Annotated in this window: 23 protein-coding genes; 2 read left to right on the top strand and 21 right to left on the bottom strand. The window is 62.1% G+C overall.

Annotated elements, in window-relative coordinates; genetic code table 11:
• Window positions 1-21 precede the first annotated feature (21 nt).
• The 3 genes from R3355_RS05320 to R3355_RS05310 are packed head-to-tail and all read right to left on the bottom strand — an operon-like array spanning window position 22 to window position 3,192.
• Window positions 22-564, bottom strand: a complete 543-nt coding sequence (locus tag R3355_RS05320; protein WP_318947189.1) for a response regulator — start codon at window positions 562-564, stop codon at window positions 22-24.
• Complete coding sequence (locus R3355_RS05315) at window positions 561-1,904, bottom strand: HD domain-containing phosphohydrolase (protein WP_318960358.1); 1,344 nt, start codon at window positions 1,902-1,904, stop codon at window positions 561-563. The genes R3355_RS05320 and R3355_RS05315 overlap by 4 nt, the downstream gene beginning before the upstream one ends.
• Entirely contained in the window at window positions 1,897-3,192 is a 1,296-nt protein-coding gene (locus R3355_RS05310) for an ATP-binding protein (RefSeq protein ID WP_318960357.1), read from the bottom strand. The genes R3355_RS05315 and R3355_RS05310 overlap by 8 nt, the downstream gene beginning before the upstream one ends.
• A 160-nt stretch (window positions 3,193-3,352) precedes the next feature.
• Here R3355_RS05310 and R3355_RS05305 point away from each other — a divergent pair, with 160 nt between their 5' ends.
• Window positions 3,353-4,051: a DUF6901 family protein gene (locus tag R3355_RS05305; protein ID WP_318960356.1), complete on the top strand. Its 699-nt coding sequence runs from the start codon at window positions 3,353-3,355 to the stop codon at window positions 4,049-4,051.
• Window positions 4,052-4,532: 481 nt separating this feature from the next.
• On the opposite strand, the gene R3355_RS05300 is transcribed toward R3355_RS05305, so the two are convergent.
• The 17 genes from R3355_RS05300 to ccoN (R3355_RS05220) all read right to left on the bottom strand — a co-directional run bounded on the left by R3355_RS05300 (window position 4,533) and on the right by ccoN (R3355_RS05220) (window position 20,839).
• Window positions 4,533-5,351 carry an ion transporter gene (locus tag R3355_RS05300; RefSeq protein WP_318960355.1) on the bottom strand — a complete coding sequence of 273 codons (819 nt, stop codon included), beginning with the start codon at window positions 5,349-5,351 and terminating at the stop codon, window positions 4,533-4,535.
• A gap of 2 nt (window positions 5,352-5,353) precedes the next feature.
• Entirely contained in the window at window positions 5,354-5,902 is a 549-nt protein-coding gene (locus R3355_RS05295) for an adenine phosphoribosyltransferase (protein ID WP_318960354.1), read from the bottom strand.
• 70 nt (window positions 5,903-5,972) lie between these two features.
• A complete protein-coding gene (fnr, locus tag R3355_RS05290) occupies window positions 5,973-6,707 on the bottom strand; it encodes a fumarate/nitrate reduction transcriptional regulator Fnr (RefSeq protein ID WP_318947183.1) in 735 nt (244 codons plus the stop codon).
• Between the two features lie 163 nt (window positions 6,708-6,870).
• Window positions 6,871-8,253 (bottom strand): oxygen-independent coproporphyrinogen III oxidase, encoded by a 1,383-nt coding sequence (gene hemN, locus R3355_RS05285; protein WP_318960353.1) that lies wholly within the window; start codon window positions 8,251-8,253, stop codon window positions 6,871-6,873.
• A gap of 250 nt (window positions 8,254-8,503) precedes the next feature.
• Window positions 8,504-9,187 (bottom strand): sulfite exporter TauE/SafE family protein, encoded by a 684-nt coding sequence (locus R3355_RS05280; protein ID WP_318947181.1) that lies wholly within the window; start codon window positions 9,185-9,187, stop codon window positions 8,504-8,506.
• Window positions 9,180-9,398 carry a cbb3-type cytochrome oxidase assembly protein CcoS gene (ccoS, locus tag R3355_RS05275; protein WP_318947180.1) on the bottom strand — a complete coding sequence of 73 codons (219 nt, stop codon included), beginning with the start codon at window positions 9,396-9,398 and terminating at the stop codon, window positions 9,180-9,182. The genes R3355_RS05280 and ccoS overlap by 8 nt, the downstream gene beginning before the upstream one ends.
• Window positions 9,399-9,498: 100 nt before the next feature.
• Window positions 9,499-11,904 carry a heavy metal translocating P-type ATPase gene (locus tag R3355_RS05270; RefSeq protein ID WP_318960352.1) on the bottom strand — a complete coding sequence of 802 codons (2,406 nt, stop codon included), beginning with the start codon at window positions 11,902-11,904 and terminating at the stop codon, window positions 9,499-9,501.
• A gap of 111 nt (window positions 11,905-12,015) precedes the next feature.
• Window positions 12,016-12,522, bottom strand: a complete 507-nt coding sequence (locus R3355_RS05265; protein WP_318947178.1) for a FixH family protein — start codon at window positions 12,520-12,522, stop codon at window positions 12,016-12,018.
• A gap of 14 nt (window positions 12,523-12,536) precedes the next feature.
• Complete coding sequence (ccoG, locus tag R3355_RS05260; RefSeq protein ID WP_318960351.1) at window positions 12,537-13,943, bottom strand: cytochrome c oxidase accessory protein CcoG; 1,407 nt, start codon at window positions 13,941-13,943, stop codon at window positions 12,537-12,539.
• Between the two features lie 137 nt (window positions 13,944-14,080).
• Window positions 14,081-15,067 carry a cytochrome-c oxidase, cbb3-type subunit III gene (ccoP, locus tag R3355_RS05255; RefSeq protein ID WP_318960350.1) on the bottom strand — a complete coding sequence of 329 codons (987 nt, stop codon included), beginning with the start codon at window positions 15,065-15,067 and terminating at the stop codon, window positions 14,081-14,083.
• Complete coding sequence (locus R3355_RS05250; RefSeq protein ID WP_172147411.1) at window positions 15,064-15,264, bottom strand: cbb3-type cytochrome oxidase subunit 3; 201 nt, start codon at window positions 15,262-15,264, stop codon at window positions 15,064-15,066. The genes ccoP (R3355_RS05255) and R3355_RS05250 overlap by 4 nt, the downstream gene beginning before the upstream one ends.
• A 6-nt stretch (window positions 15,265-15,270) precedes the next feature.
• Window positions 15,271-15,879, bottom strand: a complete 609-nt coding sequence (gene ccoO, locus R3355_RS05245; RefSeq protein WP_318960349.1) for a cytochrome-c oxidase, cbb3-type subunit II — start codon at window positions 15,877-15,879, stop codon at window positions 15,271-15,273.
• Window positions 15,879-17,321: a cytochrome-c oxidase, cbb3-type subunit I gene (ccoN, locus tag R3355_RS05240; protein ID WP_318947174.1), complete on the bottom strand. Its 1,443-nt coding sequence runs from the start codon at window positions 17,319-17,321 to the stop codon at window positions 15,879-15,881. Before ccoN (R3355_RS05240) ends, ccoO (R3355_RS05245) begins: the two co-directional genes overlap by 1 nt.
• Window positions 17,322-17,673: 352 nt before the next feature.
• Entirely contained in the window at window positions 17,674-18,606 is a 933-nt protein-coding gene (ccoP, locus tag R3355_RS05235) for a cytochrome-c oxidase, cbb3-type subunit III (protein ID WP_318960348.1), read from the bottom strand.
• Window positions 18,603-18,773, bottom strand: a complete 171-nt coding sequence (locus R3355_RS05230) for a cbb3-type cytochrome oxidase subunit 3 (RefSeq protein ID WP_372874729.1) — start codon at window positions 18,771-18,773, stop codon at window positions 18,603-18,605. The genes ccoP (R3355_RS05235) and R3355_RS05230 overlap by 4 nt, the downstream gene beginning before the upstream one ends.
• 18 nt (window positions 18,774-18,791) lie before the next feature.
• Window positions 18,792-19,400, bottom strand: a complete 609-nt coding sequence (gene ccoO, locus R3355_RS05225) for a cytochrome-c oxidase, cbb3-type subunit II (protein WP_318948402.1) — start codon at window positions 19,398-19,400, stop codon at window positions 18,792-18,794.
• Window positions 19,400-20,839, bottom strand: coding sequence for a cytochrome-c oxidase, cbb3-type subunit I (gene ccoN, locus R3355_RS05220; protein ID WP_318948401.1), 1,440 nt, complete (start codon window positions 20,837-20,839; stop codon window positions 19,400-19,402). Before ccoN (R3355_RS05220) ends, ccoO (R3355_RS05225) begins: the two co-directional genes overlap by 1 nt.
• 104 nt (window positions 20,840-20,943) lie before the next feature.
• Between ccoN (R3355_RS05220) and R3355_RS05215 the strand changes: the two genes are divergently transcribed.
• Complete coding sequence (locus R3355_RS05215; RefSeq protein WP_318960347.1) at window positions 20,944-21,624, top strand: alpha/beta family hydrolase; 681 nt, start codon at window positions 20,944-20,946, stop codon at window positions 21,622-21,624.
• A 113-nt stretch (window positions 21,625-21,737) separates the two neighbouring features.
• Here the strand turns inward: R3355_RS05215 and R3355_RS05210 are convergent, their stop codons facing one another.
• Complete coding sequence (locus R3355_RS05210; RefSeq protein ID WP_318960346.1) at window positions 21,738-22,217, bottom strand: cyclic nucleotide-binding domain-containing protein; 480 nt, start codon at window positions 22,215-22,217, stop codon at window positions 21,738-21,740.
• Window positions 22,218-22,400 lie beyond the last annotated feature (183 nt).

Below are 22,400 nucleotides of genomic sequence, written 5' to 3'. Positions count from 1 at the left end.
CGCCGGCGGTGCGGATGATCATCAGTTGGGTTGAGCGTCGTCGAGTTCATCGATCAGCACTGAACCATTGCTGTCGCGGCGTACTCGGGTAAGGCCCGGATGTTCGACCTCCAGGCGCAGCAATTCCTGCTGTTGGCGCTCGAGAGCGCTTTGTTGATGGCGTACCTGCTTGAGCAGGCGCTGGTTTTCGTCGCGCAGGAGAAACAGGTCGATGGCGCCGCGCAAAGCGACTTCGATCTCGAGGTCTTCCCAGGGCTTGGAGATGTAGCGGTAGACCTCTGCCTGGTTGATCGCCTGCATCATCGATTGGCGGTCGCAATGGCCGGTCAGCAGTATGCGCATGGCATTGGGCTGGCGTTGCTTGGCGAATTGCAGGTAGGTGACGCCGTCCAGGTGCGGCATCTTGAAGTCGGAAACGATAACCGCGTATTCATGCTCGGTCAGTGCCTCCAGAGCTTCCTGTACGTCGCTGAACGCATGCACTTCCCAGTCGTGAGGACGCAGCACCCGCTGCAGTGCCTTGAGAATCTGCGGTTCGTCGTCCAGCAGTTGAATCTTGATCATGGCGTCTTCTCCGTGGCGAGCGTGGCATCCTCGGCGGTGCGGACAAACAGGGTGTAGTGGCCACTTTCACTGGCCTCGAAGGCGATCAGCTTGTCGATTAACAGGGTGGTCAGCGGTTTGCCCTCATTGAGCAGCAGCATGCCATTGTCGGCGTGCAGGTTGCGGGCCAGCACCATGCCCGGCTCCAGGCGCCGGGTATCCAGGGCGAGGATGCTCGGGTCGGCCAGGGTGATGTCCGGCGCCAGCTCGGTGCAGAGGCTGATGAATTGCTCGCACAGCTGCGGATCGTAGAGGCGCCCACTGTATTTGTTGATCAGCAACAGGGCTTCATCGCGGTTCAGCCGGCGCTCGAGAATGCTGCCGCGTTGCAGTTCGATGAAATCCACCGCCAGTTTCAGCAGACGTGAACCGAAGGGCGTGGCTTCGCCCTTGAGGTGGTCGGGGAAGCCGCTGCCGTCCCAGCGCTCCTGGTGATGACGGATCAGTCGGGCCGCATCCTGCAACGGCTCGAGGGTCATCAGCAGGCTCTCGCCCTGAACCGGGTACTGCCGGTAACGCTCGCGCTCCTGCTTGTAGAGCAGATCGGAAGGGCGGCTGAGCAGTTGATCGTCCCAGGTCAGCTTGCCGATATTGTAGAGCGCGGCGGCCATGGTCAGGTCGCGGCTGGGGGCTGCGTCGAGGCCGTGCAATTCGGCATAGGCGCGAACCAGGGCAATGACTTGAGTATTGGTCTGCTTGTCCTTGGGGATGCGCTGGTTGACCAGGCTGGAGAACACCTCGGTGGCTGTTACATAGCTGCGCTTGAGCTCCTCGTAAGCCAGGTCGAGCATGTCGGCAGTCTGTTCCAGCTCCGCGGTGCGCGCCATGACCCGCTGTTCCAGGGTTTCGTTGAGTTCCTGCAGGCGCTGGTTCTGTTCCAGGTTCAGCGCTTCCAGGCGCACTCGCTCGCTCTCCGAGTGTTGATAGGCCAGGGCCTGGCGCATGGTCAGGCGCAGTTCATCGTCGTCCCAGGGCTTGCTGATGTAGCGGTAGATCTGCCCCTGGTTGATGGCGCGAATGGTGGTGCTGATGTCGGCGTAGCCGGTGAGCAGGATGCGCATGGTCCCGGGCCAGTGCTTCTGCACTTCGGCCAGCAGGGTCGCGCCGTCCATGCCCGGCATGCGGGCGTCGGAAATCACCAGGTCGATCGGTTGGCTGCGCAGTATTTCCAGAGCCTGCTCGCCGCCGGTGGCGATCTGCACGTTGTAGGCTTCGCCCCTGAGCACACGGCGCAGGCTGCTGAGAATGTTCTCTTCGTCGTCCACCAGCAGGACGTTGGCAGTGGCGTTCGGATCATTCATGGTGACCGGCGTCCTCGTTGGTCGGTGGCTGGGTCGGCTGCAGGGCGGGTAACCAGACACGAAAGCGCGTGCCCTGGCCAGGCGTGCTGAACACCTCGATACGGCCATTGTGCTTGCGCACGATGTTATAAGACAGGGACAAGCCCAGGCCGGTGCCTTTGCCTACCGGCTTGGTGGTGAAGAACGGCTCGTAGATGCGGTTGAGCAAGTGCGCGGCAATGCCTTGGCCGGTATCTTCCACCTCCAGCCAGACCCAGTCGTTTTCATGCCCGCTGCGCAGGGTAATGCGGCCGAATTTCTCGATGGCATGGGCGGCGTTGACCAGCAGGTTCATCATGACCTGGTTGATTTGCGAAGGCATGCATTCCACCGCAGGCAACTGGCCGTATTCCTTGACCACTTCGGCCTTGTACTTGAGCTCGTTATTGACCACGTTAAGGGTGGTGTCGAGGCCGCGATGCAGGTCGGCGAGGCGGAATTCATCCTCCTCGAAATGGGAGAAATCCTTGAGCGCGGCGATGATCTTCTTGACCCGCTCGATGCCATCCTCGGATTCGCCGATCAGTGCCTCGACATCGCTGCGGATATAGTCGTACTCCAGGCTGCGCTTGAGCTGCCGCAACTCTTCCAGGCTGACCGCGCCATCCACCGCGTCAATGATGCGCAGCAGGTCATGGACATAACCGGCCAGGGTCTGCAAATTGGAGAACACATAACCGATCGGGTTATTGATCTCGTGCGCCACGCCGGCAGCGAGCTGGCCGATGGCGGCGAGTTTTTCCGATTGCATGAGCTGGGCATTGGCTTTTTCCAGCTTCATGATCAGCAGTTCCTGCTCGATCTGCTTGCTGCTCAGGGCCTGCAGGACGGTATCCAGTTGCTGGTTGTCACGGGCGAGTTCGCTGTTGTCGTACAGGATCAGGCCAAACTGCGGCTGGCCATCGCTGCGCTTGAATGGAAACAGCAGGGTGCTCTGCAGCATCGGCGGGGCTGGCTTGCCGGAGGTGTCGAATGGCAGATCGATCAGGTAGGGGGTTTCGTGCCACTCGGTGTAGACATGCTCGCCATGATCGCGGGCAGAAGCCAGCATCTTGCTCAGGCAGTGGCTGTCGGCTTCGGGGAATATGTGGGTCAGTGGCAGTTGCTGCGCCTGCTCAAGGCGCTTGCCGCTACACTGGGCAACGAAGTTGTTCCAGTACTGAATCCGTAGCTCGGCATCGAGGATGATCACTCCGATCTCGATGTGCTCAACAAGAGCAGAGGCCAATTCACTTTGGCGGCTATCCATGGCGAGCTCCGCTTGGCGACCAGGCTGGGTGTTATTTGTTTGGCCTTGATCGCGGTCTGAAATTGCATGTGGTAACTTTATTTTGACGTCGAAATTATGGCGATGCTGGCTGTTCGCCGCCACACTTATTTTCTGATGACTCTGCCACACAGGTTAGCCCATGGTGCAACCAGCGACGGATGATTCGGTCATCCAGTATCACTTCGAGTTTGCCGATGGCCGCCATTGGCAGCATAAGGTCGATTTGGCGGCGCGACCCGGTGTGCCAGATGCAGATCCACCAGACTGGGCGCGCCTCGGCTTCCAGCAATGTGGGCATTGCCCGCTACGTGAGGCAGACACGCCTTACTGTCCTTTCGCCCTGGCCTTGGTAAAGCCGGTCGAGGTGTTGGCGCAGATGCCTTCCTATGAGGAGGTGGCTGTGCGTGTGCTGTGGCGGGGGCGGGATATCCGTCAGCGTACCTCGTTGCAGCGTGCTTTCGGTTCGCTGCTTGGCGCCCTTGGGGCCGCCTCGGGTTGCCCGCACACGCGACAACTCAAAGCCATGGCCTGGTTCCACCTGCCGTTCAGCGGTACCGACGAAACCCTGTACCGGGTGTTCGGTACCTACCTGCTCGGGCAGTACCTGCGTCAGCAGCGGGGAATGAGCGCGGACTGGGCGCTGACCGACTTGCGCGAGGTGTATCGCAACTTGCGCCTGGTCAACCTGGGTATGACGGCACGCTTGCGCGCCGCGGCCGGAGAGGATTCGGGGCCGAACGGCATGATCCTGCTCGACTTGCTGGCGGCCGACACCCTGTATTTCCTGGATCAGTACGAGGGTGAGCTGGATCGCTTCTTCGAGGCGTTTTTCGAGTAGGTAGAGGTGGGAGCGGGGGGAGAGGACGCAGGGGACGATTACAAGTGAGAAGCGTAGATACCGTCTTGTCACGCATCGCCTGGCGGCTAACCTGTCCACGGGCTGATGGCGTGGGCACGATCAACTTCTCCGGCCCCGCAGGAGATCCTCCGTCGTCCAGACCGCGCTGTCGCACAGCATATGGGGTGTAATTGCGTCTATCGGCTTGTAGGTACCTGTAGGAGCGGGTCATGCCCGCGATGCGTTTCGCGGGCATGGCCCGCTCCTACAGGTCTTTGTGCGGATTTAATTTCTATATATAAAACAACGGTTTATTTTTAGACCGTAGGATGGGATAGGCGCCCGCAAGTCGACCTGCTGCCAGCAGAACAAGCGCGCCGTAACCTAACGGGTATAGGCATAAACCGCCCGATGGGTATCGCCCTGCTCATCCTGCGCGGCCCGACGGAGCGCCGCCCGACCGCTCCTGCAGGGAGGCTGGTCAGGCGCGTGGCTGGCGCAGTTCGGCGACTTCTGCACGCAGGGCTTTGAGTTCATCGAGCAGCAGTTGTTCGGTTTTCGAGGGCGGCGCCTGGAGTGCTTCCTGATCGTGGGTGGCTTGCATGGCATTGACCACTACCGCGATGAACAGGTTGAGCATCATGAAGGTGGCGACCAGGATGAACGGCAGAAAGTACAGCCAGGCCAGCGGGAACTGTTCCATCACCGGACGCACGATGCCCATCGACCAGCTTTCCAGGGTCATCACCTGGAACAGGGTGTAGAGGCTGGCGCCGAGGCTGCCGAACCATTCGGGGAAGGCTTCACCGAACAACTGGGTGGCCATCACTGCGGCCACGTAGAACACCAGGCCGAGCAGCATGGCGATGCTGCCCATGCCCGGCAGCGAGGACAGCAGGGCCTGTACCACCCGGCGCATGTTCGGATTGATCGAGATCAGCCGCAAAACCCGCAATACCCTGAGTGCGCGCAACACGGCGAATGGGCCGCTGGCTGGCACCAGAGCAATGCCCACTACCAGGCAATCGAACACCGCCCAGGGGTCGCGCAACAGGCCGACGCCGCGGGCGATGAAACGCATCATCAGTTCGAGGATGAACAGGCCGAGTATCAGTGTGTCCAGGGTCTGCAGCAGGCCGCCCCAGTCGGCCATCAGGCTTGGCGAAGTTTCCATGCCGAGGATGGCCGCATTGAGGATGATCAGGGTGGTCACCAGGCGGGTGATGCCGGGGCTTTCCATCAGGTCGGCCAGGCGCTCGCGCCAAGTGCCGTAGCTCGGGGTCAGGATGTTTTCGGGCATGATTAACGGTCGTCGAGGGCGAAGGCGGTCAGGGTAAAGGTCGGAATGCCGATGTCTTGCAGTTTTTCCGAGCCGCCCAGTTCAGGCAGGTCGATGACTGCGGCGGCTTCATGGATGCTCGCGCCCATGCGTCGCACCAGTTGTGCGGCGGCCAACAGGGTGCCACCGGTGGCGATCAGGTCGTCGAAGATGAGTATCTGGTCGCCTTCGCAGAGGCTGTCGGCCTGTACTTCGAGAAAGGCTTCGCCGCACTCGGTCTGGTAGCTCTCGCGCAGCACGTTGCCTGGCAGTTTGCCTTGCTTGCGGAACAGGATCAGTGGCTTGTTCAGTTCATAGGCCATGATCGAGCCGATCAGGAAGCCGCGTGCGTCGATGGCGCCGATATGGCTGAACTCGGCTTCGACATAGCGCTGGATAAAGCTGTCGGCGACCATGCGCAGGGCGCGTGGCGACTGCAGCAGCGGGGTGATGTCACGAAAAGTCACCCCGGGCTTGGGGAAGTCCGCGATCGGGCGGATCAGGGTTTTGATACTGAATTCGTCGAAAATCATCGTAAGAGTCCTGCCACTGACTGAAGTGCCCTAAGGCACCGGCTGTTGGCGGCCGACGCTCATGCTTCGGTCAGCCGTCGAGGTTGCCGCCGGCCAGGGCGCACAGTTCGATGGGGTCGAGAATATGCACCGACTTGCCTTCGGCTTCGAGCAATTTGTTCTGCTGGAAGCGAGTAAATACCCGGGAGACGGTTTCCACCGCAAGGCCTAAATAGTTACCAATTTCGTTGCGCGACATGGCCAGGCGGAACTGGTTGGGTGAAAAGCCTCGGGCGCGGAAGCGGGCAGACAGATTGACCAGAAAGGTGGCAATACGTTCATCGGCGGTTTTTTTCGACAGCAGCAGCATCATCTGCTGGTCGTCGCGGATTTCCCGGCTCATCACCCGCATCAACTGGCGGCGCAGTTGGGGCAGCAGGATCGACAGCTCATCGAGCCGCTCGAAGGGGATTTCACAGACCGACGTGGTCTCCAGCGCTTGCGCCGAAACCGGGTAAGTCTCGGTGTCCATGCCGGACAGGCCGACCAGTTCGCTGGGCAGGTGGAAGCCGGTGATCTGCTCTTCGCCACTGTCGCTCAGGCTGAAGGTCTTCAGCGCGCCGGAACGCACGGCGAACACCGAGTCGAAGACATCGCTCTGGCGAAACAGGAATTCGCCTTTTTTCAGCGGCCGACCGCGCTTGACGATCTCGTCCAGCGAGTTCATGTCTTCCATATTCAGCGAAAGCGGCAGGCACAAGGTTGCCAGGCTGCAATCCTTGCAATGGGCTTGATGTGGCGTATGCAGCTTGATGCTTCCGGACATCGGCGTCGATTCCTAGGTAAAACACGCAATGCTCGTAAGATTACAGCAGGGTGGCGGTATCAGCCAGTCGAGGAAAGTCTTAATCAGCTAGCTGAACGTGGCTTTACAGTACCGGCTGATGACCGCTGGTTGTACGTTTAGCGGTTAACCGCTGCTTACGCCGCTAAATCACCCGCGAGAAGCGCTGCTGGCTGTCCTGGTTGAGGTAGTGATCGAACAGCATGCACAGTGAACGGACCAGCAGGCGACCGGCCGGGCGCACTTCGATGCCTTCGGCGCTGAGGCTGATCAGGTCGTCCCGGGCCATTTGCTCCAGTTGTGGCCAGATCTCGGCAAAGTACCCATGAAACTGGATACCGTGGGCTTGCTCGATATCGGCGAATTTCACGCAGAAATGGCAGATCAGCTGCTGAATTACTGCGCGCCGCACGCGGTCATCGGCATTGCAGTGCAGCCCGCGCTGGGTCGCCAGTTGTCCGCTGGCCAGGCTTTGCTGGTACTGGTTGAGGTCACTGTCGTTCTGGCAGTAGAGGTCGCCGATCTGGCTGATGGCCGATACGCCGAGGCCGATCAGGTCGCAATGGCCGTGGGTGGTGTAGCCCTGGAAGTTGCGTTGCAGGCGGCCGTCTTCCTGGGCGCTGGCCAGTTCGTCATCGGCCAGGGCGAAGTGATCCATGCCGATATAACGGTAACCCGCGGCACTCAGTTGGGCGATGCTGGCCTGCATTATCGTCAGTTTGTCGGCGGGGCTGGGCAGGTCGTTGCTGTCGATGCGTCGTTGCGGCATGAACCGTTCGGGCAGATGGGCGTAGTTGAACAGCGACAACCGGTCGGGCTGCAGGGCAATGATCTCGTCCAGGGTCAGGGCGAAGCTTTGCGGGGTCTGCTTGGGCAGTCCGTAGATCAGGTCGATATTCACCGAGCGGAACTGCAGGGTGTGGGCGGCTTCGACGATGGAGCGGGTTTCGTCCAGGGTTTGCAGGCGATTGACCGCGCGCTGCACCGCCGGGTCGAGGTCTTGCACGCCGAGGCTGACCCGATTGAATCCCAGTTCGCGGAGCAGGCCCATGGTCGACCAGTCGGCTTCGCGCGGGTCGATCTCGATGCTGTAGTCACCGGAGTCGTCATCCAGCAGGTTGAAGTGCTGACGCAACTGGCTCATCAGGTGACGCAGTTCGTCGTGGCTGAGAAACGTCGGCGTACCGCCGCCGAGGTGCAACTGTTCGACGCTCTGTCGGCTGTCGAGGTGGTGGCCGATGATGGCCATCTCGTGTTCCAGGGCGCGCAGATAGGGCTGGGCGCGGCCGCGATCCTTGGTAATTACCTTGTTGCAGGCGCAGTAGTAGCAGACATGCGCACAGAAGGGCACATGCACATAGAGTGACAGTGGGTTCAGTTGCTTGCTGCTGTCGCGCAGCGCGTGCAGCAGCTCGAATGAACCGACGCTGCTGTGCATCTGCACGGCGGTGGGGTAGGAGGTATAACGCGGCCCGGTCTGGTCATAGCGGCGGATCAGGTCGGTATCCCAATGGATGGCGTCAAGCATACGGGTAATCCCCGATCGAACTATCAATGTCGGGAGTCTATGCAAGCGTGCTTCCGAGCGTCTTGACCTGTGTCAACGGGAGTTCGGGGGCAAGGGTGCAGAGGGGCAGGTGAGGGTGCCGGGATGGGGGGAAGCGCAGCTATGGCCCGATCAGGTATTGACGGCATGGGGAGGGTGGGCTGAAGCGGATCGCCGCCCGGCCACCCTACGGCACCGACTTACAACAGCGATTGGCTTCCCTGCGCCTGCCTCAATGCCCCATCAGCCAGTGCTGGTGCGGACCGGGCAGGGTCCACAGGCCGAAGAGGATCACCAGCAGGCCGCCGGCCATGCGCACGCCTTGCTTGCGCAGCAGGGCGGTCATGCGTTCGGCGGCCATACCGGTGGCCAGCAGCACCGGCAGGGTGCCGATGCCGAACGCCAGCATCAGTGCCGCGCTGTCGAGCGCGTCGCCCTGGCTCGCCGCCCAGAGCAGGGTGCTGTAGACCAGGCCGCACGGTAGCCAGCCCCACAGGCCGCCAAGCAGCAGGGCGCGTGGCAGGCTGGTGACCGGCATGAAACGTCGGGTCAGCGGCTGGATGTAGCGCCACAGGCCGCGGCCAAGTGCTTCGATGCGGGTCAGGCCGCTCCACCAGCCGGCCAGGTACAGGCCCATGGCGATCAGCAGCAGGGCGGCGACAACCCGCAACAGCATGGCCGCCGGGCTGTTGGCCAGCGCCCAGCCGGCCATGCCGAGGAGCAGGCCGGCGGTGGCATAGCTGAGAATCCGCCCGAGGTTGTAGGACAGCAATAGCTGAAAGCGTTGCGCGCGCTGTTCAGCCGGTATGGCCAGGGTCAGTGCGCCCATCAGGCCGCCACACATGCCCAGACAATGGCCGCCGCCGAGCAGGCCGAGGATCAGCGCGGACAGCAGCTGGGGGGCCAGTTCAGGCACGGGGCGGCTCCTCGTCGTCGCTTGGCTCATCCCCTTTCTGCGCCTGGCTGACGCCGGCCTTGTGCATGGGGTCTTCGTCGTCGAACAGGATGCTGTGGGCCGGGCCGTCGAGGTCGTCGTACTGGCCGCTGTCGACGGCCCAGAAGAACAGCCAGATGGCGAAGCCGACCAGGGCAATGGCAACCGGGATCAGAATATAGAGCGCGGGCATGGGGTCTCCGAATACGGCTCAGGCGTAGGGTGGATGTTGCTTTTTACATCCACCATTGCAGCGTTGTGGTGGATCGGTGAAGCGTGATCCACCCTACGGACTAGGAGGGTGTGCGGGTCAGGCGCAATGCATTCAATACCACCAGCAGCGAGCTGAGCGACATGCCCAGCGCGGCCCAGATCGGCGTGATCCAGCCGATGGCGGCGAACGGCAGCACCAGGCCATTGTACAGGCTGGCCCAGACCAGGTTCTCGATGATGATCCGGCGGGTGCGCCGGGCCAGGCTGAAGGCCTGTACCAGACTGCCCAGGCGGTTGGACAGCAGCACCGCATCGGCGCTGGTTTTCGCCAGGTCGGTGGCGCTGCCCATGGCCACGCTGATATCGGCGCCAGCCAGAACCGGCACGTCGTTGACCCCGTCACCGAGCATCAACACCCGGCGACCCTGTTCATGCAATTTGTGCAGCTCGGCCAGTTTGGCGTCGGGCGTCATGCCGCCGCGGGCGTTTTCGATGCCCAGTTGGCGCGCGACTTCGCCGACCATCGGCGAGTTGTCGCCCGATAGCAGCAGCACCTGCCAGCCGCGCGCGCGGCAGGCGGCGAGCAGGGCGGGGGCGTCATCGCGCAGACGGTCGTCGAGGACGAACCAGGCGAGCGGGCCCTGGTTGTCGCCCAGTAGCAGCCACTGGCCCTGTGCGCCGGGGATCGTCGGTGCGACCTGGCCACTCAACTGGCTGACGAAATCGGGTTGACCAATACGCAGTTGGCGTCCATCGACCAGGCCCTGCAAGCCCAGCCCGGGAATACTGTCGACCTGTTCGGCGGCCTGGGCGGCGCGGCCAAAGGCGCGGGCAATCGGGTGCTCCGAGCGGTTTTCCAGGGCGGCGGCCAGGGCCAGGCAGGCATCGCTGTCCAACTCGCCGAGCGGGTGGATGGCGCTCAGGGTCAGGCGGCCCTCGGTCAGGGTGCCGGTCTTGTCGAAGATCACCGTGTCGATCTGATTGAGGCCTTCCAGCACATGACCGCGGGTCAGCAGCAGGCCGAGCTTGTGCAGGCTGCCGGTGGCGGCGGTCAGGGCCGTCGGGGTGGCCAGGGCCAGGGCGCAGGGACAGGTGGCGACCAGCAGGGCCAGCACGATCCAGAAGGCGCGCGAGGAGTCGATCTGCAGCCAGATCAGGCCGACCACGGCGGCCACCACCAGCACGATCAACAGGAACCACTGCGCCACCTGGTCGGCGATCTCCGCCAGGCGTGGCTTCTCGCTTTGCGCACGCTCCAGCAGGCGGACGATGGCCGACAGCCGGGTGGCATCGCCAAGCGCCTGCACTTCGACGGTCAGCGGCCCTTCGACGTTGAGGGTGCCGGCGGTCACGCTGTCGCCGACGCCGCGCGGTTGCGGCAGGTATTCGCCGGTGAGCAGCGATTCATCGACACTCGACTGGCCGCTGAGAATGCGGCCATCGGCCGGCAACAGGGCGCCGGGCGGCACCAACACCTGCTCGCCTGCGCGCAGTTCGCTGAGCAGGATCCGCTGGCTCTGGCCATCGGCATCCAGGCGCAGGCAGGAGGCCGGCAATAGCTGCACGAGCTGCGCGGTCGCCGCCGCCGTGCGCTCGCGGGCGCGCCGTTCCAGGTAGCGGCCGGTGAGCAGGAACAGGGCGAACATGCCCACCGCATCGAAATACAGCTCGCCCTGGCCGGTGACGGTCGACCAGATGCCGGCGACATAGGCGCCGCCGATGGCCAGTGATACCGAGACGTCCATGGTCAGGTGGCGAGTACGCAGATCGCGCAGGGCGCCACGGAAGAACTGGCCGCAGCAGTAGAAGACGATCGGGGTGGTGAGAAACAGGCTGACCCAGCGCAGGATCTTGTCCAGCTCGGGGCTGAGGTCGATATTGAATTCCGGCCAGGTGGCCATGGTCGCCATCATCACCTGCATCCACAGCATGCCGGCCACGCCCAGCTCACGCATGGCCCGGCGGTTTTCCCGCTGTAGCTGCTCGGCGGCGGCATCGGCCTGCCAGGGGTGCGCGGCATAGCCGATCTTGCGCAGCTCCTTGAGCAGCTGGCTGAGCGGCAGCTGACTGTCGGCCCAGCGCACCTGCAGGCGGTGGTTGGACAGGTTGAGGTGGACCTCGGCGATACCCGGCACTTCGCGCAGGTGTTTTTCGATCAGCCAGCCGCAGGCGGCGCAACTGATGCCTTCGATCAGCAGGCAGGTCTCGCTCAGTTCGCCGTGCTGTTCGACAAAGGGCTGCTGCACGTCGGCGCGGTCATACAGCGCCAGTTCGTCGGGCAGGGCCTGCGGCAGGCTTTGCGGGTTGGCGGCGCTTTCGCTGCGGTGCTTGTAGTAGTGTTCCAGCCCGCCGGCGACTATGGCCTCGGCCACCGCCTGGCAGCCCGGGCAGCACATGGCGCGAGTCTCGCCCAGGACCTGGGCGTGAAAGCGGCTGCCGGCGGGAACCGGCAGGCCACAGTGGTAGCAGGGGAGAGGGCTAGCCATGAGGGTGGAGTCGTGTACCTGGCGTTGCGGTATAGCCTGCTGACCGTGGCGGCGGGGTACGCTCTGCGCTGCGAAGCGTTTCGCCAGCAGCGATGCCGTAGCACCGACGCACTACTGGGCATCCCCCAGCCGGATGATCTTGCCGCTTTCCAGGGTTTCTTCTTCGAACAGGCGCCAGTCCTTGCCGCCTTCCTGGCCGATCAGTTCGACGAAGCGCCGGCCCTGCACCGCATCCTGCATCTGTCCGCGGTACAGACCCTGGCCTTGTGGCTGCAGAATGATGCGGCGGTCGCGCTCGGGTTGGGTGGGCGAGATCAGGTTCAGCACCAGTTGCGCCGGGCCGCTATTGCCTTGCAGACGCAGTTCGGCAACGCCGGTTTCGTCGTCGAGGTCGAGGGTGGCGCTCAGTTGCAGTTGCACGGCCAGGGACTCGCGCTCCAGCGACTGGTTGATGCCTTTGCCGACATCGTAGTAGTCGTCGGAGATCAACCCCGGCGGATTGCGTATGGCAATGGTCAGCAGGGTCAGGCCCTGCACGACCGAGTAACCCAGCAGGGCAATAAGGAACCAGGGCCAGAACTGCTTGAACCAGGGTTTGATCGGTGCTTCGTCAGACATGCTTGGCCTTTTGATCAGCGGATGCTCGGGCCGATAAAGCGGCTGGCGGCGTCGTTGTTGATGCTCGCATCGTCCGCGGAGCGGATGCGGAACATGATTTCATTGGTGCTGGATGGCAGACTTGAAGGGTCGATCGACAGTTCGACCGGCAGCGACAGCACTTCACCGGCGAGGGCCTTGATTTCACGCTTGCCTTCGTAGACCAGGCCGTCGAGGCCATCGGCTTCGATCAGGTAGGTGACCGGTTGCTGGGCCTTGTTCATGATCTTCAGGGTGTAGACGTTCTCGATCCGGCCTTCCTCGTTCTCGCGGTAGAGCACGCGATCCTTGAGCACGTCCAGTTCGACCAGTGAGCGGCTGGCCACGGCCCAGGCGAAGACCGCCATCATCGCCAGCAGGGCGATGGCGTAGCCGATCAGGCGCGGACGGACCAGGTGGGTCTTCTGCCCCGACAGGTTGTGTTCGGTGGTGTAGCTGATCAGCCCTTTCGGGTAGTTCATCTTCTCCATGATGCTGTCGCATGCGTCGATGCAGGCCGCACAGCCGATGCACTCGATCTGCAAGCCGTCGCGGATGTCGATGCCGGTCGGGCAGACATGCACGCACATCTTGCAGTCGATGCAGTCGCCCAGGCCTTCAGCCTTGTAGTCGGCATCGCGTTTGCGCGGGCCGCGCAGCTCGCCGCGACGTGGGTCGTAGGAAACGATCAGGGTGTCCTGATCGAACATCACGCTCTGGAAACGCGCGTAGGGGCACATATAGATGCACACCTGTTCGCGCAGGTAGCCGGCGTTGCCGTAGGTGGCCACGGTGAAGAAACCGACCCAGAACAGTGCCCAGCCGCCGGCCTGCAGGGTGACGAGTTCGGGGATCAGTTCGCGGATCGGCGTGAAGTAGCCGACGAAGGTGATCGCCGTGAGCAGGGAAACGCCGACCCAGATGCTGTGCTTGGCCAGCTTGCGCAGGAATTTCTGCGCGGTCATCGGCGCTTTGTCGAGCTTCATGCGCTGGTTGCGGTCGCCTTCGGTGACCTTTTCCGCCCACATGAACACCCAGGTGAACACGCTTTGCGGGCAGGTATAACCGCACCAGACGCGTCCGGCATAGACGGTGATGAAGAACAGGCCGAAGGCGGCAATGATCAATACGGCCGACAGCAGGACGAAATCCTGGGGCCAGTAGGTGGCGCTGAGAATATGGAATTTGCGTTCTGGCAGGTTCCACCAGACGGCCTGGCGGCCATTCCAGGTGAGCCAGACAGTGCCGAAATAGAGGATGAACAGCAGTGCGCCGCCAAGCATGCGCAGATTGCGGAAGATGCCGGTAAAGGAGCGGGTATAGATTTTTTCGCGGTTGGCATAGAGGTCGACGGATTCGACCTTGGCCGGGGTGACGTCTTTAACAGGAATCTGCGTGTTCATCAGTGTGTACCACGGCGGTTGGTTGGCTGCCCCGGCCGATACATGCCGGCCGGGGTCATTCTCGCTATTGCGCTATGGTACGCCTGGCTTGCCCTGGTTGGGTGCGACCGGAGGTCGCGCTCAACTCAGGTGGAGAATCACTTCTCCTCGGGTTGTTGCGACAGGCTGTAAACATAAGCCGCCAGCAAGTGCACTTTATCATTGCCGAGGAAGTCTTCCTGGGCAGGCATCTTGCCGTTGCGACCATAGCGCAGGGTCTGCTGAATCTGAGCGAAGCTGGAGCCATAGAGCCAGGTTCGGTCGGTCAGGTTCGGCGCGCCCATGGCCTGTTGCCCCTTGGCGTCAGCACCATGACAGACTGCACAATTGGCGGCGAAGATGTTTTGACCTGCGGCAACGTCTACCTCAATACCTTCCGGGTTTTTCAGGCCTGACAGGCTGCGCACGTAACCGGCGACATTGCGGATGCCTTCTTCGCCAAGTGCGGCCAGTTGCGCGGGCATCATGCCCTGGCGGCCGCCCATGATGGTGGTCTTGATGGTTTGCGCTTCGCCGCCGTGCAGCCAGTCATTGTCGGTGAGGTTGGGGAAACCGTAGGCACCCTTGGCGTCGGAGCCATGGCACACCGAGCAGTTGGAGGCGAACAGGCGACCGCCCATCTTCAGCGCCTGCTCGTCCTGGGCAACCTGTTCGATGGGCATGGCGGCATATTTGGCGAAGATCGGCCCGTATTGCGCGTCAGCCTTGGCCATTTCCTTTTCCCACTGATGCACGCCGGTCCAGCCTGCATTGCGCACGCCGTCACTGACTTGAATATCGGTGGCGAATGGCGTCTCGGCCTTGTTGTCGAGGTACTCGTAGCCCGGCAGCAGGCCTTTGAAGTTACCCAGGCCCGGATAGAGCACCAGGTAACCCAAGGCGAAGACGATGGTGGCGAGGAACAGCATGAACCACCACTTGGGCAGTGGATTGTCGTATTCCTCGATGCCATCGAAGCTGTGGCCGACGGTCTCTTCGGTGGCTTCCTGGCGTTGGCCCTTGCGGGTGCCAAAGATAAGCCAGGTCAGCGCGAAGATGGTGCCTAGGGAGAGGATTGTTACGTACCAACTCCAGAACGTGGTCATTGGTTATTGCTCCTGGAAGATTTCTCGTCACGCTCACTGGGTTTTGGATCATCGGCGAAGGGCAGATTGGCGGCCTCGTCGAAGTTCGATTTACGCTTGCTGCTATAGGCCCAGAGCACGACGCTGATAAAGGCGATGAACACCACGGCCGTGCCTATGCCGCGAATGGTCCCGACGTCAGTGAGAAAGGAAGGCATAGTGCTTTACCGTTTGTTCTTGATTGAGGTGCCGAGAACCTGCAGGTACGCGACCAGCGCGTCCATTTCGGTCTTGCCCTTCACTGCGTCCTTGGCCCCGGCGATGTCTTCATCGGTGTAGGGGATGCCAAAGCCGCGCATGACTTCAAGCTTCTTCGCGGTGTCCTTGCCGTCGAGTTTGTGCTCGACCAGCCAGGGGTAGGCCGGCATCTTCGACTCGGGCACCACGTTGCGCGGGTTGTACAGGTGCGCGCGCTGCCACTCGTCCGAGTAGCGGCCGCCGACCCGGGCCAGGTCCGGGCCGGTACGCTTGGAACCCCAGAGGAACGGATGGTCGTAGACGCTTTCGCCAGCGACCGAGTAGTGGCCATAGCGCTCGGTTTCGGCGCGGAACGGACGGATCATCTGCGAGTGGCAGCCGACGCAGCCATTCTTGATGTAAACGTCACGGCCTTCCAGTTGCAGTGCGGTGTAGGGCTTGAGGCCTTCCACCGGCTCATTGGTGACGTCCTGGAAAAACAGCGGGACGATCTGGGTCAGGCCGCCGATGCTGACGGCGAGCACCATCAGCAGCGCCATCAAGCCGATATTTTTCTCGATGATTTCGTGTTTCATCAGTGAGCCACTCCGGCGGGAATCTGCGCAGCCGCATCGTATTCAGCCGGTTTGGCGGCTCGCACGGTGCGGTAGGTGTTGTAGGCCATCAACAGCATGCCGGTGACGAAGAACATGCCGCCGATCATGCGCACCACGAAACCAGGGTGGCTGGCTTCCAGTGCTTCCACGAAGGAGTAGGTGAGGGTGCCGTCCTGGTTGACTGCGCGCCACATCAGACCCTGGGTGATGCCGTTGACCCACATCGACGCGATGTAGAGCACGGTGCCGATAGTGGCCAGCCAGAAGTGCAGGTTGATCAGCGCGATGCTGTGCATCTGCTCGCGGCCGTAGACTTTCGGGATCAGGTGATAGAGCGAGCCGATGGAAATCATCGCTACCCAGCCCAGAGCGCCGGCGTGAACGTGGCCGATGGTCCAGTCGGTGTAGTGCGACAGGGCGTTGACGGTCTTGATCGCCATCATCGGGCCTTCGAAGGTGGACATGCCGTAGAAGGCAAGGGAAACCACCAAAAAGCGCAGGATCGGGTCGGTGCGCAGCTTATGCCAGGCGCCCGACAGGCTCATCATGCCGTTGATCATGCCGCCCCAGCTCGGCGCCAGCAGAATCAATGACATCGCCATGCCCAGCGATTGCGCCCAGTCCGGCAGCGCGGTGTAGTGCAGGTGGTGCGGGCCGGCCCAGATGTACAGGGTGATCAGCGCCCAGAAGTGCACGATCGACAGGCGATAGGAGTAGATCGGACGTTCGGCCTGCTTGGGCACGAAGTAGTACATCATCCCCAGGAAGCCGGTGGTCAGGAAGAAGCCCACGGCGTTGTGGCCGTACCACCACTGGATCATCGCGTCGGTCGCGCCGGAGTACATCGAGTACGACTTGAACAGGCTCACCGGCATGGCGGCGCTGTTGACGATGTGCAGCATCGCGGTGACCAGGATGAACGCGCCGTAGAACCAGTTGCCCACATAGATGTGCTTGGTCTTGCGCTTGACCACGGTGCCAAAGAACACCACCGCGTAAGCGACCCAGACAATGGTGATCAGCACATCGATCGGCCATTCCAGCTCGGCGTATTCCTTGGTGCTGGTGTAACCCATCGGCAGGGTGATGACGGCCAGCACGATCACTGCCTGCCAGCCCCAGAAGACGAAAGCCGCCAGGCCGTCGGAGATCAGGCGAGCCTGACTGGTGCGCTGCACCACATAGAATGACGTGGCCATCAGTGCGCATCCGCCGAAGGCGAAGATCACCGCATTGGTGTGCAAGGGGCGCAGACGGCCGAAGCTCGTCCATTCCAATCCCAGGTTGAGTTCCGGCCACACGAGTTGTGCGGCAATGAACACACCGAGAAGCATGCCAATGACTCCCCAAATCACCGTCATCACGGCGAATTGGCGAACCACCTTGTAGTTATAAGCAGTCTGACTGATTGCTGTGCTCATTCTGGGTTCCACGGTTAATGGATTTTTATAGGGGGTAAAAATCGGCGGCAAGTATGGAGAAGGCAGGTAGCCATTGCAACGCCGCAGACCCACCGGGTCGTGCCTTCAAGGGCTTTCAGCAAGGATTTCGCGGGTGCTCTGCAGCGTCTTGTCGACGACTGGAAAAGCAGCGCGAAGAGAGTCTTGTCCCGAGTTATGGCGGCTGGCGACTGCTGGCAAGCTTAACTCAAATCAAGAAATGACCAAGCTGCAGCTGGCGGATGCGACGTTGCGTCGCACCTGCTGCGGTTGGCAGAAGATGGGGGTGGAGGCGTTGGCGACAGCGTGCTGTCGCCAACTTTGCGGGGAAGGCTTACTCGGCTCGCTGTTGCGCCTGGCTCAGGCTCAGTACATAGGCGGCCAGCAGGTGCACCTTGTCGTTACCCAGGTATTGCTCCTGGGCTGGCATCTGGCCGCTGCGGCCGTGGCGAATGGTCTGTTGCAGCTGCACAAGGCTGCTGCCGTAGATCCAGCCAGCGGGTTTGGTCAGGTCGGGCGCACCGAGCATGGCCATGCCTTTGCCTTCTGCACCGTGGCAGGCCTGGCAGTTGCTGGCGAACACTTGCGCGCCCTGCTGCAGGTCGAAGGACTTGTCGGCAGGCAGTGGCAGGCCGGCCAGGTCATGGCGCACGTAAGCCGCGACCTGTTGCACACCTTCCTCGCCGATCACCTGGCCCCACGCCGGCATCATGCCTGTGCGGCCATTGAGGATGCTGGTCTTGATCGCGGCAGACTCGCCGCCCCAGCGCCAGTGGTTGTCGGCCAGGTTGGGGAAGCCCGCCGAGCCCTTGGCGTCGGAGCCATGGCAGACCGAGCAGTAGGTGGCGAACATGCGACCACCCATTTTCAGCGCCTGCTGGTCTTTAGCTACTTCTTTCAGGGGCATGGCCGCGTATTTGGCGAAGATCGGACCGTACAACGCATCGGCCTGATCCACTTCGCGCTGCCATTGGGCAACCTGGGTCCAGCCATCTTCGTAGCCCGGCAATATGCCTTTCCAGTTGCCCAGGCCGGGGTAGAGCACCAGGTAGCCGACGGAAAAGATCAGCGTGCCGATAAACAACATGAACCACCACTTGGGCAGCGGGTTGTCATATTCCTCGATGCCATCGAAGGAGTGACCCATGGTCTGCTCGGTCTCGTTCTTGTGCGTCTCGCTCTTGCGGGTCGCGAAAATCAGCCAGAACAGGGCGAGCAGGGTGCCAACGGTCAGCAGGGTTACATACCAGCTCCAGAAGGTACTCATGGGGTGTTGCTCCTCGATGCAGCAGACGTGGGTTCATCGGCAAAAGGCAGCAGCGCCGCCTCGTCGAACGTGGCGCGACGCTTGCTGCTGTAGGCCCAGAGCGTCACGCAGACGAAGGACAGCAGTACCAGTGCCGTACCTATGCCGCGCAGGGTGCCGATATCAATGGTTGCGAATGACATGGCCTACCTCTTGTTTTTGACGGCAGTGCCGAGCACTTGCAGGTAGGCGACCATGGCATCCATCTCGCTTTTGCCCTTGACTGCCTCCGCGGCGCCGGCGATGTCCTCGTCGCTGTAAGGCACGCCAACGATGCGCAGCGCCTTGAACTTGGCGGCGGTGTCCTTGCCATCCAGGGTGTTGTCCACCAGCCACGGGTAGGACGGCATCTTCGATTCCGGCACCACGTTGCGCGGGTTGTACAGGTGGGCGCGGTGCCACTCGTCCGAGTAGCGGCCGCCAACCCGGGCCAGATCCGGCCCGGTGCGCTTGGAGCCCCAGAGGAACGGATGGTCGTAGACGCTTTCACCGGCCACCGAGTAGTGGCCGTAGCGCTCGGTTTCGGCGCGGAACGGGCGGATCATCTGCGAATGGCAGCCGACGCAGCCCTCGCGGATGTAGACGTCGCGGCCTTCCAGTTGCAGTGCGGTGTACGGCTTGAGACCGGCCACCGGCTCGTTGGTGACGTCCTGGAAAAACAGCGGGACGATCTGGGTCAGGCCGCCGATGCTGACGGCGAGCACCATCATCAGGGCCATCAGGCCGATATTCTTCTCGAGTATTTCGTGTCTCATCAGTGGGCTCCTTCAACCGAATACAGTGCAGCGGCTTCCAGCTCGGCGGCCTTGGCATGGCGTACGGTCTGCCAGACGTTCCAGGCCATCACCAGCATGCCGATGAAGAAGATCGCGCCGCCGATCAGGCGCACCACAAAGCCGGGGTGGCTGGCTTCCAGGGCTTCGACGAAGGAGTAGGTGAGGGTGCCGTCTTCGTTGACTGCACGCCACATCAGGCCCTGGGCGATGCCGTTGACCCACATCGAAGCGATGTAGAGCACGGTACCGATGGTGGCCAGCCAGAAGTGCACATTGATCAGGCCGATGCTGTGCATCTCATCGCGACCGAAGACCTTGGGGATCAGGTGATAGAGCGAACCGATCGAGACCATGGCCACCCAGCCGAGCGCGCCGGCATGGACGTGACCGATGGTCCAGTCGGTGTAGTGCGACAGCGCGTTGACGGTCTTGATCGCCATCATCGGGCCTTCGAAGGTGGACATGCCATAGAAGGCCAGGGACACCACCAAAAAGCGCAGGATCGGGTCGGTGCGCAGCTTATGCCAGGCGCCCGACAGGGTCATCATGCCGTTGATCATGCCGCCCCAGCTCGGTGCCAGCAGAATCAGCGACATCACCATGCCCAGGCTCTGGGCCCAGTCCGGCAGGGCGGTGTAGTGCAGGTGGTGCGGGCCGGCCCAGATGTACACGGCAATCAGCGCCCAGAAGTGCACGATCGACAGACGATAGGAATACACCGGACGCTGGGCCTGCTTGGGCACGAAGTAATACATCATGCCAAGGAAGCCGGCGGTTAGGAAAAAGCCCACCGCGTTGTGCCCGTACCACCACTGGATCATCGCGTCAGTCGCCCCGGCGTAGGCCGAGTAGGACTTGGTAAGGGTCACCGGAATGGCCATGTTGTTGACCAGGTGGAGGATAGCCACGGTGAGGATGAAACCGCCGAAGAACCAGTTGCCCACGTAGATGTGGCTGACCTTGCGCTTCATGATCGTGCCGAAGAACACGATGGCATAGCTGACCCAGACCACCGTGATCAGGATGTCGATCGGCCATTCCAGTTCCGCGTATTCCTTGGAGCTGGTCCAGCCCATGGGCAGGCTGATGGCCGCCAGCAGGATTACCGCCTGCCAGCCCCAGAAGGTGAAGGCCGCCAGCTTGGGCGCGAACAGGGTAGCCTGGGAGGTGCGTTGCACCGCGTAGTAGCTGGTGGCGAACAGTGCACAACCGCCGAAGGCGAAGATCACCGCGTTGGTGTGCAACGGGCGCAGGCGACCGAAGCTGGTCCAGGGTAGGTCGAAGTTGAGCGCGGGCCAGGCTAGTTGCGAGGCGATCAGTACGCCGACCGCCATCCCGACTATGCCCCACACCACCGTCATGATGGCGAATTGGCGCACCACCTTGTAGTTGTAGGCGGAACTGATTGTAGTGTTCATGTCTGGGTTTCCATCCACGGTTATGGGCAGATCATTCAAAACAGTCGGCCTCACGCTAGCGTGAGCTGTGACGCAGGCCGAAGGACTTCTAAAGCGAGGTAAGCATGAGCAATGGGCAAAGTGCCGGTATTGACGGGGATCAATGCGCGCAGCCGGAGGTGCAAGATGAGTGGCTGTGGAATCGGCCTGCAGCGGCGGCGAAAGCCACGTTGATACTTGCCCACGGCGCAGGCGCGCCAATGGACAGCGAATTCATGACGCAGATGGCGCGACTGCTGGCCGCGCGCGGGGTTGCGGTGCTGCGCTTCGAGTTCGACTACATGGCCGCCCGCCGTCTCGACGGCAAGAAACGCCCCCCCAATCCCCAGGCCAAATTGCTGGAAAAGTGGCGTGGGGTGTATGCCCGAGTGCGCCAACAAGTCGCAGGGCCGCTGGCCATCGGCGGCAAATCCATGGGCGGGCGCATGGCCAGCTTGCTCGCCGACGAACTGGGCGCCGAAGCGCTGGTTTGCCTGGGTTATCCGTTCTATGCCGTAGGCAAGCCGGACAAGCCCCGCGTGGCGCACCTGGCCGAGCTGCACACGCCGACCCTGATCGTCCAGGGCGAACGCGACGCCCTCGGCGACCGCGCCACGGTGGCCGGTTATCGGCTATCCGCGGCGATCGAGGTGGAATGGTTGACGGCCGCCGATCACGACCTCAAGCCGCTGAAAAGATCGGGCTATAGCCATGAGCAGCACCTGCAGGGGGCTGCGGATGCGATAGCGGCGTTCGTGCTGAAGTGAGTCGGTTTTGGGGCTAGGCGTTGGCCACGCCCGGATGCAGGCCGGGGGGCGTAGGCTTCGTTTCTCAGCACCAACTTGCAATTTGCGCTCGATTGCCATTCTCGGACAACCGCCTAGGCACCTTCGACTGGCGGTCGGAGAATGCAATAGCTGAGAAAGCGGCTCATATCCCGGGACAGGTTGATGAAAAAGATGCCGAACTGCTGGTTATCCAGCTCCTGCAGCTTGGCCAGGGCCTGGCAGGAAATCTTCAGCACCATGCATTCGCCGGTTGCTTCGCCACTCAGTAGCCGGGGTCGCATCGCCAGCATCGCGGAGAAACCGACGCTTTCCCCTTGGCCGGTGGTGTGGATGATCTCCCTGCCGGCATCGCTATCCTGATAAATCGCCAGATGCCCCTGCAGCACCACATAGAAGCAATCGGCGTGCTCTCCTTGGTGATAGAGGGTCTCGCCCGCTGTCAGTTTGAGCAGCTCACCGTTCGCCAGCACGTGCTCGACGAAACTGTTCGAGAGGGCGCCGAATGCGGACATCTTCTGCAAGGCTGCGCCAGTAAGGATGTCGCTGAGCAGGGCTGAATCGAGAGTTTGCATGGCGTTGCACCTGCCTTCCTGCCTTGCCGGAATGGCCCTCGGGTCACAGATCGGCGGCATTGTCGTCATCATCGGCATGCGTGGCTAGATACCGACCCAGTGCCTGCGCACCGATGCCAGCACACATGCTGGCAGTATAGGCCCTGAGCGGTTGTGCAAAACCCCTCGGCTACTGCGGCCGTC

This window comes from Pseudomonas sp. (genome assembly GCF_033723075.1).
Taxonomy (GTDB): domain Bacteria; phylum Pseudomonadota; class Gammaproteobacteria; order Pseudomonadales; family Pseudomonadaceae; genus Aquipseudomonas.
The sequence above is the reverse complement of the archived record's forward strand: the minus strand, read 5'-3'. Positions and strand labels throughout refer to the sequence as shown.

Coding starts and splice junctions, on each gene's coding strand:
- R3355_RS05265 (WP_318947178.1), bottom strand. CDS start 12,522: ATGTCTGACGAAGCACCGATCAAACCCTGGTTCAAGCAGTTCTGGCCC.
- R3355_RS05295 (WP_318960354.1), bottom strand. CDS start 5,902: ATGATTTTCGACGAATTCAGTATCAAAACCCTGATCCGCCCGATCGCG.
- R3355_RS05320 (WP_318947189.1), bottom strand. CDS start 564: ATGATCAAGATTCAACTGCTGGACGACGAACCGCAGATTCTCAAGGCA.
- R3355_RS05250 (WP_172147411.1), bottom strand. CDS start 15,264: ATGCCTTCCTTTCTCACTGACGTCGGGACCATTCGCGGCATAGGCACG.
- ccoG (WP_318960351.1), bottom strand. CDS start 13,943: ATGAACACGCAGATTCCTGTTAAAGACGTCACCCCGGCCAAGGTCGAA.
- R3355_RS05270 (WP_318960352.1), bottom strand. CDS start 11,904: ATGGCTAGCCCTCTCCCCTGCTACCACTGTGGCCTGCCGGTTCCCGCC.
- ccoO (WP_318960349.1), bottom strand. CDS start 15,879: ATGAAACACGAAATCATCGAGAAAAATATCGGCTTGATGGCGCTGCTG.
- ccoN (WP_318947174.1), bottom strand. CDS start 17,321: ATGAGCACAGCAATCAGTCAGACTGCTTATAACTACAAGGTGGTTCGC.
- R3355_RS05215 (WP_318960347.1), top strand. CDS start 20,944: ATGAGCAATGGGCAAAGTGCCGGTATTGACGGGGATCAATGCGCGCAG.
- R3355_RS05210 (WP_318960346.1), bottom strand. CDS start 22,217: ATGCAAACTCTCGATTCAGCCCTGCTCAGCGACATCCTTACTGGCGCA.
- ccoO (WP_318948402.1), bottom strand. CDS start 19,400: ATGAGACACGAAATACTCGAGAAGAATATCGGCCTGATGGCCCTGATG.
- fnr (WP_318947183.1), bottom strand. CDS start 6,707: ATGTCCGGAAGCATCAAGCTGCATACGCCACATCAAGCCCATTGCAAG.
- ccoP (WP_318960350.1), bottom strand. CDS start 15,067: ATGACCACGTTCTGGAGTTGGTACGTAACAATCCTCTCCCTAGGCACC.
- R3355_RS05305 (WP_318960356.1), top strand. CDS start 3,353: ATGGTGCAACCAGCGACGGATGATTCGGTCATCCAGTATCACTTCGAG.
- R3355_RS05300 (WP_318960355.1), bottom strand. CDS start 5,351: ATGCCCGAAAACATCCTGACCCCGAGCTACGGCACTTGGCGCGAGCGC.
- ccoS (WP_318947180.1), bottom strand. CDS start 9,398: ATGCCCGCGCTCTATATTCTGATCCCGGTTGCCATTGCCCTGGTCGGC.
- hemN (WP_318960353.1), bottom strand. CDS start 8,253: ATGCTTGACGCCATCCATTGGGATACCGACCTGATCCGCCGCTATGAC.
- R3355_RS05315 (WP_318960358.1), bottom strand. CDS start 1,904: ATGAATGATCCGAACGCCACTGCCAACGTCCTGCTGGTGGACGACGAA.
- ccoN (WP_318948401.1), bottom strand. CDS start 20,839: ATGAACACTACAATCAGTTCCGCCTACAACTACAAGGTGGTGCGCCAA.
- R3355_RS05310 (WP_318960357.1), bottom strand. CDS start 3,192: ATGGATAGCCGCCAAAGTGAATTGGCCTCTGCTCTTGTTGAGCACATC.
- ccoP (WP_318960348.1), bottom strand. CDS start 18,606: ATGAGTACCTTCTGGAGCTGGTATGTAACCCTGCTGACCGTTGGCACC.